This is a genomic window from Curtanaerobium respiraculi (genome assembly GCF_024609215.1).
GTDB lineage: Bacteria > Actinomycetota > Coriobacteriia > Coriobacteriales > Eggerthellaceae > Curtanaerobium > Curtanaerobium respiraculi.
In genome coordinates this window covers 62,711-77,959 of the sequence record NZ_JANIPD030000040.1, presented here as the reverse complement: position 1 = coordinate 77,959, position 15,249 = coordinate 62,711, and the positions used below count along the sequence as shown (strand labels likewise).

12 protein-coding genes and 2 pseudogenes are annotated in these 15,249 nt (G+C 60.8%); 6 read left to right on the top strand and 8 right to left on the bottom strand.

From position 1 onward, the window contains the following. The first annotated feature begins 61 nt into the window (after window positions 1–61). Together NOV21_RS09220 and NOV21_RS09215 are read left to right on the top strand one after the other, a co-directional pair. Window positions 62–538, top strand: a complete 477-nt coding sequence (locus NOV21_RS09220) for an ATP-binding cassette domain-containing protein (RefSeq protein ID WP_283170756.1) — start codon at window positions 62–64, stop codon at window positions 536–538. Continuing rightward, window positions 535–1,257 carry an ABC-2 transporter permease gene (locus tag NOV21_RS09215; RefSeq protein WP_283170755.1) on the top strand — a complete coding sequence of 241 codons (723 nt, stop codon included), beginning with the start codon at window positions 535–537 and terminating at the stop codon, window positions 1,255–1,257. The genes NOV21_RS09220 and NOV21_RS09215 overlap by 4 nt, the downstream gene beginning before the upstream one ends. Window positions 1,258–1,434: 177 nt before the next feature. On the opposite strand, the gene NOV21_RS09210 is transcribed toward NOV21_RS09215, so the two are convergent. From NOV21_RS09210 to NOV21_RS09190, 6 genes and pseudogenes are all read right to left on the bottom strand, one after another. Then, window positions 1,435–2,730 (bottom strand): ATP-binding protein, encoded by a 1,296-nt coding sequence (locus tag NOV21_RS09210; RefSeq protein WP_283170754.1) that lies wholly within the window; start codon window positions 2,728–2,730, stop codon window positions 1,435–1,437. A gap of 403 nt (window positions 2,731–3,133) precedes the next feature. Beyond that, window positions 3,134–3,859, bottom strand: a complete 726-nt coding sequence (locus tag NOV21_RS09205) for a DUF4143 domain-containing protein (RefSeq protein ID WP_283170753.1) — start codon at window positions 3,857–3,859, stop codon at window positions 3,134–3,136. A gap of 28 nt (window positions 3,860–3,887) precedes the next feature. Continuing rightward, window positions 3,888–3,953 (bottom strand): annotated as a pseudogene (locus NOV21_RS11425) (hypothetical protein); the annotation flags it as partial. 701 nt (window positions 3,954–4,654) lie between these two features. Further along, window positions 4,655–5,236: a DUF5714 domain-containing protein gene (locus tag NOV21_RS09200; protein WP_283170752.1), complete on the bottom strand. Its 582-nt coding sequence runs from the start codon at window positions 5,234–5,236 to the stop codon at window positions 4,655–4,657. A gap of 25 nt (window positions 5,237–5,261) precedes the next feature. Continuing rightward, the gene (locus NOV21_RS09195) at window positions 5,262–5,654 is read right to left on the bottom strand and encodes a secondary thiamine-phosphate synthase enzyme YjbQ (RefSeq protein WP_283170751.1); all 393 of its coding nucleotides are present in this window, start codon (window positions 5,652–5,654) and stop codon (window positions 5,262–5,264) included. A gap of 459 nt (window positions 5,655–6,113) precedes the next feature. Further along, entirely contained in the window at window positions 6,114–6,587 is a 474-nt protein-coding gene (locus NOV21_RS09190) for an HsmA family protein (protein ID WP_283170750.1), read from the bottom strand. A gap of 241 nt (window positions 6,588–6,828) precedes the next feature. On the opposite strand from NOV21_RS09190, the gene NOV21_RS09185 reads away from it, so the two are divergent. Continuing rightward, window positions 6,829–7,287 carry a DUF1648 domain-containing protein gene (locus tag NOV21_RS09185; protein WP_283170749.1) on the top strand — a complete coding sequence of 153 codons (459 nt, stop codon included), beginning with the start codon at window positions 6,829–6,831 and terminating at the stop codon, window positions 7,285–7,287. Between the two features lie 721 nt (window positions 7,288–8,008). On the opposite strand, the gene NOV21_RS09180 is transcribed toward NOV21_RS09185, so the two are convergent. Continuing rightward, window positions 8,009–8,566 (bottom strand): TetR/AcrR family transcriptional regulator, encoded by a 558-nt coding sequence (locus NOV21_RS09180; protein WP_283170748.1) that lies wholly within the window; start codon window positions 8,564–8,566, stop codon window positions 8,009–8,011. Between the two features lie 45 nt (window positions 8,567–8,611). Further along, window positions 8,612–10,411 (bottom strand): annotated as a pseudogene (locus tag NOV21_RS09175) (BCCT family transporter). A gap of 215 nt (window positions 10,412–10,626) precedes the next feature. Here NOV21_RS09175 and NOV21_RS09170 point away from each other — a divergent pair. The 3 genes from NOV21_RS09170 to NOV21_RS09160 all read left to right on the top strand — a co-directional run bounded on the left by NOV21_RS09170 (window position 10,627) and on the right by NOV21_RS09160 (window position 15,248). Next, on the top strand, window positions 10,627–11,598 hold the full coding sequence (locus NOV21_RS09170) for an IS1595 family transposase (protein ID WP_283170747.1): 972 nt from the start codon (window positions 10,627–10,629) through the stop codon (window positions 11,596–11,598). Between the two features lie 253 nt (window positions 11,599–11,851). Then, complete coding sequence (locus tag NOV21_RS09165; RefSeq protein WP_283170746.1) at window positions 11,852–13,078, top strand: dicarboxylate/amino acid:cation symporter; 1,227 nt, start codon at window positions 11,852–11,854, stop codon at window positions 13,076–13,078. Window positions 13,079–13,661: 583 nt separating this feature from the next. Continuing rightward, window positions 13,662–15,248, top strand: a complete 1,587-nt coding sequence (locus NOV21_RS09160; protein WP_283170745.1) for an asparagine synthetase B family protein — start codon at window positions 13,662–13,664, stop codon at window positions 15,246–15,248. The last annotated feature ends 1 nt before the right edge of the window (window position 15,249 follow it).

The window sequence follows — 15,249 nt, the reverse complement described above, 5'->3', positions numbered from 1 at the left end:
AGAGCGTGGTCTGCGACGACGGACAGCGCCCCACCGCCGCTTACCGAAGGAAGCATCGTCGATGACGCAGATTCAGCAGCTCGCCTTCGTCCTGGCCCACGTCCCCAAACTGCTCCTGCTCGACGAGGCGACCGCCGGCTTGGACCCCCTGGCGCGGGCGGAGACGGTGGATGTGCTCCGAGATTTCGTCTCGGACGGGCGGCGCGGCATCCTGCTCTCCACCCACATCACCTCCGACCTGGAAGAATGCGCGGACACCATCACGTGCATCGATAAGGGGCGCATCGCGTTCTCCCTCTCCAAAGACGACATCAGCGGGCTCGCCGGCATCGCGCGGTGCTCCGCGGCCGATTTTGCAACGCTCGAGGGATCGGGATACCTCTCGCGCGAAAACGTGGAGGTGGCTAAAAAAGCTTACAGCACGGATGTGCTCGTGCCCGACCGCTTCGCGTTCGCGCGGGAATTCCCCCGCATCCCCTGCGATCCTGCGACCATCGAAACGTATCTGCTAATGACATTGGGAAGGAACGAGCTATGAACGCCTCGATGAGAACCGATTTCGTCTCGATGAGGAATTCGCTCCTCTCGCTTTGCATCCTCTGCCCCATCGTCGGCATCCTGATGGCCTATTGGGGAAATGCGCCGTTTCTCGCGGGAGCGCCGCTTGCCATGTTCATCCCCTATTCGTTCTCCATCAACCAATGGGCGGTCGACGAGAAGAACGACTGGGGAAGGCTTCGGGCGACGATGCTGCATTCCCGACGCGATCTCATCAACGGCAGGTACACGGGAACGGTCCTGTGCCTTATCGGCGGCATACTCTGCGGATGGGCGCTTTCCATCGCAGCCGGTGCGGCAACGGGGAATTTGCACGGAGAAGTCGAAGGGATCGCATCGATAACGGGCGGTATGGACATGGTGGCGTTCTCGCTCATCATCATGGTTTTCGTCGCCTGCATCACCGCCTTGGCCGCTGCGATCGCCACACCGCTGCTCGCTATGAAAGAGGCATCGTTGGTCGCGCAGGCCCTGCCGCTTGCCATCATGTGCACGGCGGGGCTCATGCTGCAGGTGGCGGGGAAGATCGCCTCGTTCTTCGACTTCAAGGACGCGCTGCACGCCGTCGCGCCGGAGCTTGCATCATCCCAGATGGGGGTGTTGATCGCCTTACTTGCCATAACGGTCGCCGTCATCGCGGTGTTGCTGGCGGTCAGCTGGCGCATCAGCCTGAAACTCTACGCCCGCCGCGAGTTCTAACGCACCGGCCGGCCGCCCCCCAGCCGCTCACCCGGACGCGACGGCCTCATGCAACCACCGCAGCCGTCCGCGATCCCTCCCGCGCTACCTGTCCCGCATGCAAAGGAACTCGGCAACCCGGATAAGACGGTCGCGCACGGCGGAACCCAGGACCACCAGAGGAGGCGAATCGGCGTCTCACGGCCGCAGAAAACAAACAGCGTAGAGCGGGATGTTCGTCATCCAGGATTCTTCTCGATAGCCCGAAAGCGAGAGCCTGACTCCATTTGCGAGCTCATTGTCACGGCAGAATTGTGCCAGGCTTTTGGCCCGAAGATTCTCCTCGGCCTTCACTTCCACAGGCACGATTTCGCTACCGCGCTGGATAATGAAATCGATTTCACCCGAGCTTTTTGCCGCAGACCAGTAATAGGGGAAGAACCCGCAATCGGAAATGATCTGCTGGCATACGTACTGCTCGGCCAATGCGCCTTTGAAATGCGTGAACAGTTCGTTCCCGTCGATAATCATGGCACTGCCAACTCCGGCCAGCGCCCCCAGAAGGCCTACGTCCACGCAAAACAGCTTGAACGCGGATTCATCCTCGTACGCGGCAAGAGGCAGGCCCGCGCGGGACACCCGATTAACCTTCACCGTGATACCCGAGTCGCACAAAAACTGCAGCGCATCATCTAGATCGCGTCCGCGTGCCCCCTTTTTCACCACGCCATACACAAACTTCTTGTTCTCTTTGGCAAGGTGGCGCGGCAATGAATCGAATATCAGGCGGCAGCGCTCCCCCACGGTGGTGCCGGCATGCTTTGCGAAATCGCCCCGGTATGCCTGCACGATGTCCTGTTGCACCTGGCGGATTTCAGCGAATCCCCGACCGTCTGCATAAGCGCTCACTGCTTCAGGCATTCCGCCGACGAAATAATACACGCGCAGAAGATCTTGAAATCGTTCCTTGAAAACGTTGAGCATATCAAGGTCATGTGCGCGAAGGCATTGTTCCATCCGCTCCTGCCCAACGGCAATCAGGAACTCGCGGAAATTCAACGGATGGAGATCTAGGAAAGTGACCTTGCCAACAGGAAAGGAGATGCCGGAATTCAGGGCCACACCCAGCAAGGACCCTGCAACGGCGACTGCGTATTCGGGCGCGTCTTCGCAGAAGTACTTAAGCGCGGTGAGAGCGCGAGGGACTGCCTGCACTTCGTCGAGGACAATAAGCGTCTTCCCTTCCTCGATTCGCTCTCCCGTCTGGGCCGATATGCCGGAAATCAGTCGTGCTGGCTCCAGCGACCCATCGAACAATTGCGCCATTGCCGCATTGTCCTCGAGCCGCACATAGGCCACATTTTCGAAATGGGTTCTTCCGAACTCCTGCAGCAGCCAAGTTTTCCCGACTTGACGTGCGCCGCGCAGCACAAGAGGTTTGCGATTTGGCGAGTCCTTCCAAACGGCCAATTCCTCAATCAGAAAGCGCCTCATCGCAGCCTCCCTTATTTAAAACACACATTATTCGGCGGAATTTTGTGTGAGTCTACCACAATTTTCGACTGAAAATTGCTTTACAGCAAGATTCACCCCCACGGAAGGCATCAACCGGTTCCGTTGGGAGCGCTCACACGCTCGAGGATGCTCGACAACCACCGTGTCGTCCACAGCCTTCCTCTTGTTCGCCATGTGCACCTCCACCTGCATAGGTACGATTTAGCGTAGCGCCTACGACAATATTCGGTACTTCCGATCGTCTTTGCCGCATCGTAAAATCTATCCATCAAATGCCAAACGAGAGAAAGCTCCCCTTTTCCTCAGAGTTCTTCGCTTGTCAGAGCATAGCATCCCAGCAGCCAAAAACCGCGCCCCGCATTCGCGAATGCGGGGCGCGGCTCTAGAAGGACTTCAACGTAGCATCCAACAAGCAGGACGTGCGTGATGCCAGGTACAAGGGTATGTTGAGCACACCCCCGTCCAGCGCCAGGTTGCGAAGAGAGTAGCGCACAGCGATTGGGGTTCGGTCGGCGTACTTTTTCCGGTAGTACGCCAAGCTCTTCGCGGTCACATTCCCGCCCGCTTTTACCTCGCACGGCACTATCCTGCCTGCATGCTGCACGATGAAATCAACCTCGTGCTTCGGCTTGTCCCACATCCAGTAGAGAGGCTCCTCCCCCGCTTCTGCCACAAGCTCCTGCAGCACGTAATTCTCCGCGAGCGCACCCTCGAATTCCTCAAACAGCCGCGAACCCTGCAGGTAGGCGGAAGGGTCGAGGCGCGCCATCCTGCGTACGCAGCCAACATCCAGGCTGTACAGCTTGAAGGCCTTCTTATCGACATAGGAGTTTAAGGGAATGCCGGGCTTTTCGATACGCCCCACGCGATGCACCAGGCCGGCGCTGCGCAGCCACTCTATAGCGTCTTCATACTCACGCGCCCGCGCCCCTTTACGCACCAGCCCGTACAGGAACTTCTTGTTCTCGCGCGCCAGCTGGGACGGAAGGGATTGCCAGATATGCTCGGGAGGATATTGGACGATGCGCCTCGCGCGCCAGCTGGGACGGAAGGGATTGCCAGATCGCCGAGATCTTCGCGAACTGGGCAGCCCCGGCGTGCTTTGCAAAGTCTCTCTCGTAAGAATCGAGCAAGTCCGACAAGGCGCGCTCGACTTCGGCGACATCGTGAGTCTGTGCCCACGCATTCACCACATCGGGCATACCGCCCGTGACGAAATAGCCCTTGAGCTGCTCTTGCAAACGTCGAGCTGCGGGGAATGAGGCCTCTAGGAGAGAAGGCCATAAGGAAGGGGCCCCGAGAGGCCCCCTCCTGTCGCTGTTCGCGCTTCCACGTGTTCCGCTCTTTAGCGCGATTGTACTTCACGTCGCCGTGGACTCCGTGCCCGATGGCGTACGGGTTGTACTTAGGCATCGCGTCGAGCGTCACCTGCTCCGCGCTTCGGTGCCAGACTGGGGATTCCCTCCCCGTTCGCTTGCGCTTCTTCGACATCGGCCTCACCTCCTTCAGCATCCGGTTGCCTTTTCGCTTTTCATTATCGCACCGTTCCGTGTCTGTGAGCCAGAATCTGCAGTCCGCAATTCTTGGTCAGCTCCTGTTTCCGAAAAATGGGACGGGGAAAGCAAACGCAACGCGTGTTTTCCCAGATCGTAAAAAATCGGGAAGCCACCATGCCATCTCATGCGCACCCCAACAGGCGCCCAAAAGTTGGCGGACCGATATATAGCGCAAACCAGCCGGAGAAATCCGATGCGGAATTGACGAGCCTCGATATTGGCGCATCTAGCCTCACGTAAGGGAGGTGGTCAACCAGCTTGCGATGGAGCCGAGCCCTACACCAGGACTACCTCAAGAAGCACCCCGACGGATACTGCCACATCAACCTAACCTGACGCTTGACGAGTTAGGCCGAGTCGGAGGCGAAGTAGGGACAGGCTGTGCCGATGCAGACGGTGTTCTGATCTGCGACCGCGCAGGCTTTTCGGGGACCTTTCACAGGTGGGAAGGCTACGCCGAAGTCGCGGGTGAAGACTTCCGTTGCATGCTCGACCGCGATGCGCGCGTCGCGCTTGCAGCAGCGGGGCGCGCCCGCCTGCGCAATCTGGGCGGTGATAGAAGCGACCATGGCCTGGCCTTCGCTCCAGCCCTCGCGCTTGAGCGGCGCGGTGCCAGCGGCAATGGAGTACACCATGCCGGCCGAGATCGCGGCGGCGCAGATTCCCCACTTGGCGCAGGCGGCACCGGGAAGCTGCAACGATCGGGCGAACAGCTCTTCCAAATCCGCCTCGAGCTTCGCGCCGCCTTCGTCCTTCGCGCGATCCAGGCTCGTGGTGAGCGCCGCGCCGACAAGAAAGTGGTGCGCCGGGCCGAACGCCGCGCACTTGGGATTCGCCATCAGCTCCTCCAGCAGTTCACCGGGGTTCGGGCTCTGGGTACCCAGGCACTTCTCGCGCGCCCAGACCAGGCTGTTCTCTTTCAGGTCCATGCTCGTTCTCCTTTTCTGGCGCGCATCAGCTGCCGACAACCTGCACGAAGAAACGGCGATGGCGCGGACCGTCGAATTCGCAGAAGTACACGCCCTGCCACGTGCCCAGCGCCAGGCGGCCGCTGGATACGGGGATGGTCTCGCTGCACCCCATCACACTGCTCTTCAGATGGGCGTGGCTGTTCCCTTCCATATGGCGGAAGGCGGCGCGATCGGGGAACGTGTCGCCCAGAGCCAGCAGCAAATCGTGCACCACATCAGGATCCGCGTTCTCGTTGATGGTGATCGCGGCAGTGGTGTGCGGGCAGTACACGCAGCAAAGCCCCTCCTGCACGCCCGACTCCGCAACCGCCTGCTCGACCTGCCGCGTGATGTCGATCAGATCGTAGGCCGGCGTGCTCAGCTCGAATGTCTTCATAACAACCCCTCTTTCAAGCTGTGCCCAGTGTAGCGCACGCGCAGGTCAGCGGAAATGCACAGGGAACGGAGCGGCCCCCTGTCAGTCAGCCAGCCAAGCAAGACACCGTGTATATCGCCAGTCACGTACATCACTGAAACATCACCCCATTTGCAGCAAAAAGAGCTGCCGTCGTATGTACGAACGCGAGGAAAGACGGATAGTCTCGGATGCACTCGCCGCGTCGGATTACAACTATGCGGCGGCGGGCAAGATCATGGGTACCCCACCAAGAAGACGCTTAGGGCGCGGCACGCGGTGGCATGAGACGGCACGATTGCAAGCCACCCGCCGACATCTTCACGCCATGTCAGGATCCATGCTGCAGAACAGGCGGTGAAATCACCGCCGCCCGGAATCCATGCAGCACGTGCCGGCCTGCAGCAGGGGCGCGACGGTGTCGCCGCGCTCCGGATCGTTTTACGCGCGGAGGGATTTGCGCATCAGGAGCATGCCGACGACCCCGGCAACCGCCGTGGCGGCGAGCAGGGATTGCGCGTCGCCGAAGTGCAGGGCGGGCACTCCCATGAACATGCCGCCTGCGTAGGGGACCAGCCAGAACAGCCAGACCGCCGTGCTCAACTTATGGAAGCGCTGCTTGCTTTCCGGATTGTTGCGGATAAGGACGATGGTCGCCCACAGGGCATGTCCCAGCATCAGGGCCAGTGCCAGCGAGCCCGTGATCAGATGCGTCGAGGCAACCGCGTCCGAAGTCTGGGCAATCGCGCCCATCAATGACGTGCCAATCGCATCGAAGGTGAGACCGCCGATGAAGAACAGCAGATGGACGGGGCGCAAGCCGCTTTCGCTGTTGCGCTCCCACATGACGCCGATGGTGTACAGGACGAGGGCGAGCGTGATTGCGCTCGTCGCGAATGCAAGCGTGGTGGACATTGGTGCTCCTTAGGATGGGCGCCGGATTCAGCGGCGCATTTCATGTGGCACCTTCATCCTACGGAGTCCTATTTGAACATCAACGATGCGATGTTCAGCTCTTTCACGCCTCCCCCACATCAGACGGCGAAGGCAATCTAGCAAAACAGCCCTCTGCTTGGCGCACGGACTGCAAGCGATTCTTGAACCAAGCGGAGGAGAAGCAGTAAACTTGACCGGTTGAACGTTCGGGGAGGTGCCGATGAAACGGGATCGGATTTCGACAGCGATTTCCCTCATATGCGCGGCCATCACGGCAGCGACTTTCGTGCATCTGCTGCTGAGCTGGGTAACCATGCCCGACATCATCCCCACCCATTATGGAGCGGACGGCACCATCGACGCATGGGGAGGGAAGGCTCGGGCTTTTTTCCCGCCCATTGTCATGCTCCTCATGCTCATCCTGTTCGAGTGGGTCGAACGGCATCCCAAGATATGGAACACGGGAGTGCGGGTGACGGACGAGAACCGCGTGCGGGTGTACGGATGCCTGCGGGCGCTGGTGATCTCGCTTAAGCTCATCATCATTGTCGCATTCGCTGTGATTTCGGCTACCCAAGTCAGCGGCACGCCGCTCCCCTGGCACTTCCTGCCCACATTTTTGCTTGTGACGTTCGGCGATCTCGCGCTCTGGCTCGTGCCGCTTCGCCGTTTCAAATAAGGAGCTCAACGGGAGCAGAAGCCGCCGCCCATAGCAGAGCCAACTTCGGGGGTTCCCAGCCTTTTCGCAAGCTGGCATTACGAAAATCAAGGTCCTGGAGCCAACTTAGGGGGTTTCCAGCCCTTTCGCCACCTGATCTTTTCAGGTCGATGAGAAATCAACCAAGTTTCCCCAGGTTGCAGCTGCCCATTCGATCTTCTTCTTTTTTCATAGCTTACGAAAAGGCTGGGAACCCCCGAAGTTGGCGCTAAAAGGACCTATTTCGGACTTCCAGATCGAAGTAAGGCTAAAAACCTCCGAAGTTGGCTCCACCGGCGACACTACGAGAGCGGCTCCCGCAGTGTCGAAAGCCCTCATCGGGCACCGCGGCATTCCTCTTCCGCAACGCCGATCAGCCGGCTATGGTCACGGTGGGCTTCAATCAAAAAAGCCGGGCTGCACGGACTCGCCCGCACGGCGCCCCGAGAACGGCAGGCAATGCCCCGAACCGCTTGAAGCCCTTTGCAGAGTCGAGACCAGGAAGAAGATCGCATCTGTTATCGAAAACGAAGGCAGGCGGCAAAGTCCGCAGAACGGAGAAGGGACTGCCGCAGATGAACCTGGTCGGGGACGCAGGCAGCTAAAGCAAAGCCCGAGCAGGTCGAAAACGCACGTCGAGGCGGTTCTGGGCACGGTTGCAGAGGGCAACCAGCGCGCGGGTTGAGGACGCCGAAATCGCGCGCTAGTTCCGATACAACCCGCGTTCCAGGAGGTAGAAGACCGCGTCGCACGTTCCCTGACCCCGCACGCGCTTGACGATGGCATCTAAGACAAGCGCGCTTATCGATGCGCCGTCCACCCCTTCAGGCAGCGCGTCGCGGTCGATGTCGGGATCGCGGTCGAACGCGTACACGAGCCCGCGTTGGATATGCTCCATGACCTCCGCTTCGCGCGTTTTTGCAGCCTGCACCTCCTTCGCGGGCAACGCTTCGGCGCCGCGCAGCCACTTCGTCATGAACTCGCGCATCGCGTCTTCGATCTCCGCATCGACGCGCTTGCAGAATTCAAGGTAGTCGAACCCTCCGCTGGGCAGGCAGAAATCGGCGAACAGCTTGCGACGGAAAAACGTCTCGATGACCGCGACGCTCAGCTCGCTTTTCGTCTTGAAATGCAGGTACACCGCGCCGGTGGACACCCCGCACTCCTGCGCGAGCCCGCGGATCGTGAGCGCGGCGATCCCATGCTGCGCCGCTATGGCGCATGCGTGGTCGATAAGCTGTTGCCGTGTGATTCCCGGCATGGTTCCCGCCCTTTCGACATGGCGTGCAGATATCTGCAGCAGGGGTTATTGTGCTCCCTTATCGTCCGGTTCGCCATCCCCCGCATCCTTGGAATCCTTCCCGATTATCTTGGGGAGCATGAGCGGCGGGAACGGTTTGCCCTGTTTGCGGATGGGCCATGCCCACAGCGGTTCGGGCAGGCTGATGGGCTCCACGCGGCCCGTGGACCGCACGCTGTCGTCCATCTGCTCCGCCACCGCAGCGACGGTGTCCTCCACCAAGCGCGATCGAAGCAGGCGCCTCTCGCGGCGCACGATCCATTCGTGTTCCACCGAGAGGTCGCGCCAGAGCGCAACGCCCATGCATATCATGAGTACGCTCATGGGAAGCGCCACCATGATGACAAGCGTCTGTAGGGCTGCGGTACCTTGCAGCCCTTCCCCGCCGGCCGCGAGCAGGCTGGCCGTGACCGCGCCGGTGAGGATAGCCCACAGCAGGCGCACCGACATGGGAGGCGTGGTGTTGCCTCCCGTGGTGAGCATCGACATCACGTACGAGCCGGAATCGGACGAGGTGACGAAGAACACGATGAGGATGATGAGGGCGGCGCCGGACAGGATCTTGCTCGCCGGCAGGTTGTCGAGCATTTGGAACAGCGCCCTGGAAGCATCCACCGCGCCATCGGCGCCGATGAATTGCACGCCGCCGAATATCTGATGGTACAGCGATGTCCCTCCCATCACGCCGAACCAGATCAGCGTGACGAGCGTCGGCACCAGCACGACCCCCATGACGAATTCGCGCACGGTTCGCCCCCGCGAGATGCGAGCGATGAAGATGCCGACGAAGGGCGACCAGGAAATCCACCATGCCCAATAGTACACCGTCCACGCGCCCATCCAGTCGGAGCCCTCCTGCCCGCCGAACGGCAGCGTCTGCATCATCAGGGAGGGCATGCGGGCCAGATAGTCGCCGACGTCCTGGACGATGCCGTTGAGCACGAACAGCGTGGGCCCCAAAAGGGCCACCATGACAGCGAACACGGCCGCCATCACGAGGTTGGCATCGGAGAGGAACTTGATCCCCCGGTCGAGCCCGGAGCTCACGCTGATCGCCGCCAAGGCGGAGATGGCAACGGCGATGGTGATGACCTGCGACTTCGAAAGCTCGATCCCGGTAAGGTATTCCACGCCGGAAGAAAGCTGCATGACCCCGAAGCCGAGCGAGGTGGCGACGCCGATGAGCGTGGCGACGGTGGCGACGATGTCGATCGCATCGCCCGCCTTCCCCGTGGCATGTTCGCCCAAAACGGAGGAAAGCGTCCAGCGCAGCGATACGGAACGCCCCTTGCGATGGATGGCGTAGGCGACGGCGAGCCCAACGACGGCGTATATGGCCCACGCGCTCAACCCGAAATGGAAGATGCTCGTCGTCATCGCGCTTTAGGCGCGCTGGGTCACCTCCAAGGGAACCCCCGGATGAGGGTTGGCGAACTGCATAAGGGGCTCGGCGGCACCGTAGAACACCAAACCGATGCCCATGCCCGCCGCGAAGAGCATCGCGAACCACGAACCGAGCGAATGCTCGGGCTCGTCCTCGTCTTTGCCCAGCACGATATCGCCCTTGCGGGACAGCGCGACGACGAAGACGAAAACCACCATCGCCGCTACGACCAGCACGTAATACCAGGTGAACGATGTGACGATCGCATCCGAGATAGGCTGAATGAACGCGTTCATCTGTTGGGGCGCCGCAATCGCCACGCCTACGAGCAGCACGAGGACGATGACGGAGGGGAAAAAGACATTGCGCGCAACCGAAGCGAACCTTCCCCGTGGCGAAACCTCGTGCGAGTTCCCGCCCACAGGGGATCGATTGCCCCGACCGCGCACCCGCATACACACCTTTCATTAATCCGAGAGTAGCGAATCGTGCGGATAAAGAAGTGACTCCCGGTCTCGCCTCTAAATCGCAATGGTAACATGGCCTTGCCAAACATAGATTTGCCCAAGTGGCCATCTGGCCCTATGTTTGGCGACATTCCAGACCGGATGGCCGCTTGGGCGGATTGGAATTCGCCATGGTTGCCTCCAACCCTTATGCGGGCATGGTCTCCGCTCTCGACGCCCGCGAATTCGACTTGCTCAGGTCCGCCATCGCCGAGAGGCATTGCCGGGAGCTGATCGGCGTGGGCAGGCTTTCCGAAGCAGCCGATCTCTGGCGCCCACATCCGCCGTGCCCTTCGTGCGGGTTCCCGGATTGCACGCGCAACGGGAGCACGCCGGCCGGCCGCCAAAGGTGGCTCTGCCCTGCATGCGGCGAGCCCTTCTCCGCGCTCACCGGGACGGTGCTCGAGCACGTGAACAAGGAGCTCCCCGTATGGGAGCGCTTCATCACGTGCATGTGCTACAACGCGCCGATCGACCTCATCGCAGAGGTCTGCGAGGTCGCGCACACGACCGCCTTCGAGTGGCGCCACCGCGTCTTCGCCACGATCGACGGTTACCAGGACCGGCTCGTCTTGAGCGGCCGGGTCTGGATCGACGAGCTCTACATGACCGACTCCGACATCGTGCGCAGCGCCGGCTTCGTCCAGAAGAGGGGCCTGTCCAAGAACAAGATCTGCATCGCCGTCGCGATAGACGCGTTCAAGAACGCGGTCGTCGTGGTCTGCGGGCACGGCAGGCCCTCCTCCAAGCGGATCAAGGACGCGCTCCTCTCGCACATAGCGCCGGGTTCGGTGATCGTGCACGACATGGAGCGCTCTCACCCCTCTCTCGTGAAGGCCGCAAAGTGCACCGACGAGGCCTACAAGGCCGACGTCAACGACCCGACGTACCTTGAGGCGATGGGGCTTGTGAACAACCTCTGCTCGTGGCTCAGACGATACCTGTTCAGGTTCCCGGGAATGAAGAAGGTGAACCTCCAGTCCTACCTGAACTGGTTCGTGTACCTCTTCCGAGTCCGCAGGGACGAGGAAAAGTGGCCCAAAACTGCAAGGGTGCTTCGCCATTTGCTCATGTCTGACGCTCATTACCGCAGCTCCCGATAGGTTAGTTATCCACACGATTCGCTACTCTTAGATTCATTAAAAACCGCACATTATGCAAAAACCTTATCATGTATTCGTAGAATCCAAAGTATTGCCACACTTGGGGCGAAATACGGATGCCTCCTTCGGGATACCGCGGCGCGAAAACGCCCCCAAGCACCGCTCGCACGAGCACCGCAGCGGTTGCGGAACAGAATGCGCCTTTTGTGGTAGCATGCCTCCCGCTACCATATCCTCTTTCCGAAGGCACACCATGAAGAAGATTCTAACCAGCCTGCCCTTTATCCTACTAGTTGCCGTCATCGCCGGCATCCTCATCGGGCTTGTCGCCAACGAGCAGTTCATACTGGTCGTCATCACGATCAAGTACATCTTGGGGCAGTTCATAAACTTCTGCGTTCCGCTGATCATCATCGGCTTCATCGCTCCGTCCATCACAAAGCTTGGCAGCAACGTAGGCCGCGTGCTGGGACTCGCTCTCATCCTCGCCTACATCTCCTCCATAGGGGCGGCGCTGTTCTCCATGGGTGCGGGCTATGCGATCATCCCCAACCTGTCGATCGACACGAACCCCGACGGGCTCCGCATGCTGCCCGAAGTGCCCTTCCAACTCGATATCCCGCAGATCATGGGCGTCATGAGCGCGCTTGTGTTCTCCATCCTCATCGGACTCGCCGCCGTATGGACGCGCGCCCAGCTCATCCCGCGCCTGCTCGACGAATTCCAGCGCATCGTGCTCGCCATCGTCACGCGTGTCGTCATCCCCATCTTGCCGATTTTCATCGCCGCGACGTTCTGCGGGCTGGCGTACGAAGGATCCATCACCAAGCAACTGCCCGTCTTCCTCGTGGTCGTGCTCATCGTGATCGTGGGCCACTATATCTGGCTCACGCTGCTGTACGGCATCGCGGGCGTGTACTCGAAGAGGAATCCCCTCGACGTTCTCCGCCACTATGGCCCGGCATACCTGACCGCCATCGGCACCATGTCCTCCGCCGCCACGCTTGCCGTTGCCCTGCAGTGCGCCGGCAAGGCGAAACCGCTACGCAAGGACATGGTCAGCTTCGGCATCCCGCTGTTCGCGAACATCCATCTGTGCGGCTCGGTGCTGACCGAGGTCTTCTTCGTCATGACCATCTCGAAAATGCTCTACGGCACCATTCCCGGCGTGGGCACGATGATCCTGTTCTGCCTGCTGCTGGGGATCTTCGCCATCGGCGCGCCCGGCGTGCCCGGAGGCACGGTCATGGCATCGCTCGGGCTGATCACCGGCGTGCTGGGCTTCGGCGACACGGGTACGGCGCTGATGCTGACGATCTTCGCGCTGCAGGACAGCTTCGGCACCGCCTGCAATGTGACGGGCGACGGAGCGCTGACGCTGACATTGACGGGCTATGTGGAGAAGCACGGGATCGAGCCCGACGAAAGCCTGAACCGCAAGCTGTTCGAACCCGAAGACGAGGCCAAAATCGGATTCTAGAAGCACTGATGAATTCTGCCTTGGCCGGGGATGGCATGCTGAGCGCCAAAGCGGCGGAAGCCGAGCGGGCGCAGGCGTGCGCGAACGGGGATCGAGCCGCTCCGGCGCTCAGCATGCCGTCCTTGGGCTGGCGGAATTAACCAGCGGGTCATATCGTCTAGCTCGAAAGCGCATTTCCACACGGCTTGAACGGGCCGCCGACCATGGCATCGGCGGTTCTATCTCGCTCGCCCGATGGCGGCCATGAAGCAGATCGCTTCGCGCCCCGCATTCTCAACAAGCGGTCGCTTCGCCATAGGCAGGACCACGCGAAGAGATTCGCGAACAACCCCCAAAAGCATGGATGCCGCCAAACGCCCTGGGAAAGCTCGACGTGGGCGAGGGCATCGACGCGGGATACTCGCACAGAATGCGAAGGCGGAGCGCAGACGCGGGGAGAGTTAACCTGCCCGAAATGCATCTGGGGTACATTCTCTAAGCGTTTGCGAAGAAATCCTTCGCCTCGATGCGGCCAAACGGTTACGTATTAGAATGGCTGCATCACGAATTGCAGAGCGAGAACACCCGGAGGAGAGGGGCGTGCATGATAGAGCTGAAAGCGTACCAGGGGCTCATCCGCAACCATAAAGAGCTTGCCGAGGAGCTCGGCGCCGAGATAGCGGGATGCACGCGCCGCGAGCGCGAGGAGAAGCTCATCGTCGCCGCCTACCAGGCATGGGGCGATCGGATGGGGCTGCACATCAACGGCCAGTTCGGCGTGGCGCTGTACGATTCCGAAGCCGACGAGCTGTTCTGCGCGCGCGACATACTGGGCGCCGAGCTGCTGTTCTATTACGTAACCGCCGACGGCGACCTGCTCTACGGCACGCAGATCCGCGACCTGTTCGACCAGCCCGGCTTCAAACGCGAGCTCAACGAGGAGCTCATACAGTTCTACCTGGGCTTCTCCTACGTCCCCGGCGAGGAAACCCTGTTCGCGGGCGTGAACAAGCTGGAGCCCGGCGGGTTCCTGAAGTTCGGGAAAGGCGGCCTGCAGCTGGGAAGGTACTGGGAGCTCTCCTTCGAACCCGACGAGACGAAAACCCTCGACGATTGGGCGGACGAGATCTCCGACGCAATGGACGCGAGCATGGCTTCCATCTGCGACGAGGGGGAAGAACCCGACAGCTTCCTCTCGGGCGGGGTTGATTCGTCGTATATGCTGGCGAAGAGCCGCGCGAAAACCGGTTACTGCGTCTCCTATCAGAACCAGGAGGCGAACGAAGAGGACCAGGCCCGCGCGACGGCGGAGTATCTGGGCCGTGGGTTCGAGGGAATCGAGGTGACACCCGAGGACTTCTTCGCCACGCTGGACGAATTCCTGCTCGCCTACGAGCAGCCGACGTCGGATGCCGCCGGCCTGGCGCTCTACTGCGCGTGCAAGCAGGTGGCATCGCGCACCAAGCTGTGCTTTTCCGGGGAAGGCGCCGATGAGTTCTTCGCCGGATACAACGGCTACCAGGACGCCGCGCGCTTCGAGAAGCAGTCCGACCCCGTCTACTTCGGGGCGACGCGGGCAATGCGCGACCTCGACCAGAAGCACTATCTGAAGCGCTTCCACAAGAATCGCTCGGAAAGCTATTTCATGCGAAAGCGCGGGGCGGGCGGCCGGAAATACGACACCGTCTCCTGGATGCTCTACGTCGACCTGCGCAGCTATTTCGAGGGAAGCATACTGCTCAACTCGACCAAGATCGCGCAAGGTACCGGTCTCGATATCCGTATGCCCTTCTGCGACCTGCGCATATTCGATATCGCCCGCCGCATGCCCTCCCGTTTCAAGGCGAACGCGGGCGAAAACAAGATCGCGCTGCGCAAAGCCGCATCGCGCGTGCTGCCTGACGAGGTCGCCTACCGTAAGAAGCTCGGTTTCCCCGTGCCCATCCGCGATTGGCTTGCCGACCCCGCCTACAACGGGGATATCGAGCGCGCGTTCAAGGGCGAGGCTGCGGCGAAGTTCTTCGAGCCCAAGGAGCTGCAGGCCCTGTTCGGCGAGTTCACGGGTGGGAAATCGAACCTCTGGCATAAGCTGCGATACCGCGGGAACAAGACCTCGCTCTGGCGCCGCGTCTGGTCGATCTACGTGTTTATCCGCTGGTACGAGCTGTTCTTCGAGCAATCCGCGAAATAGG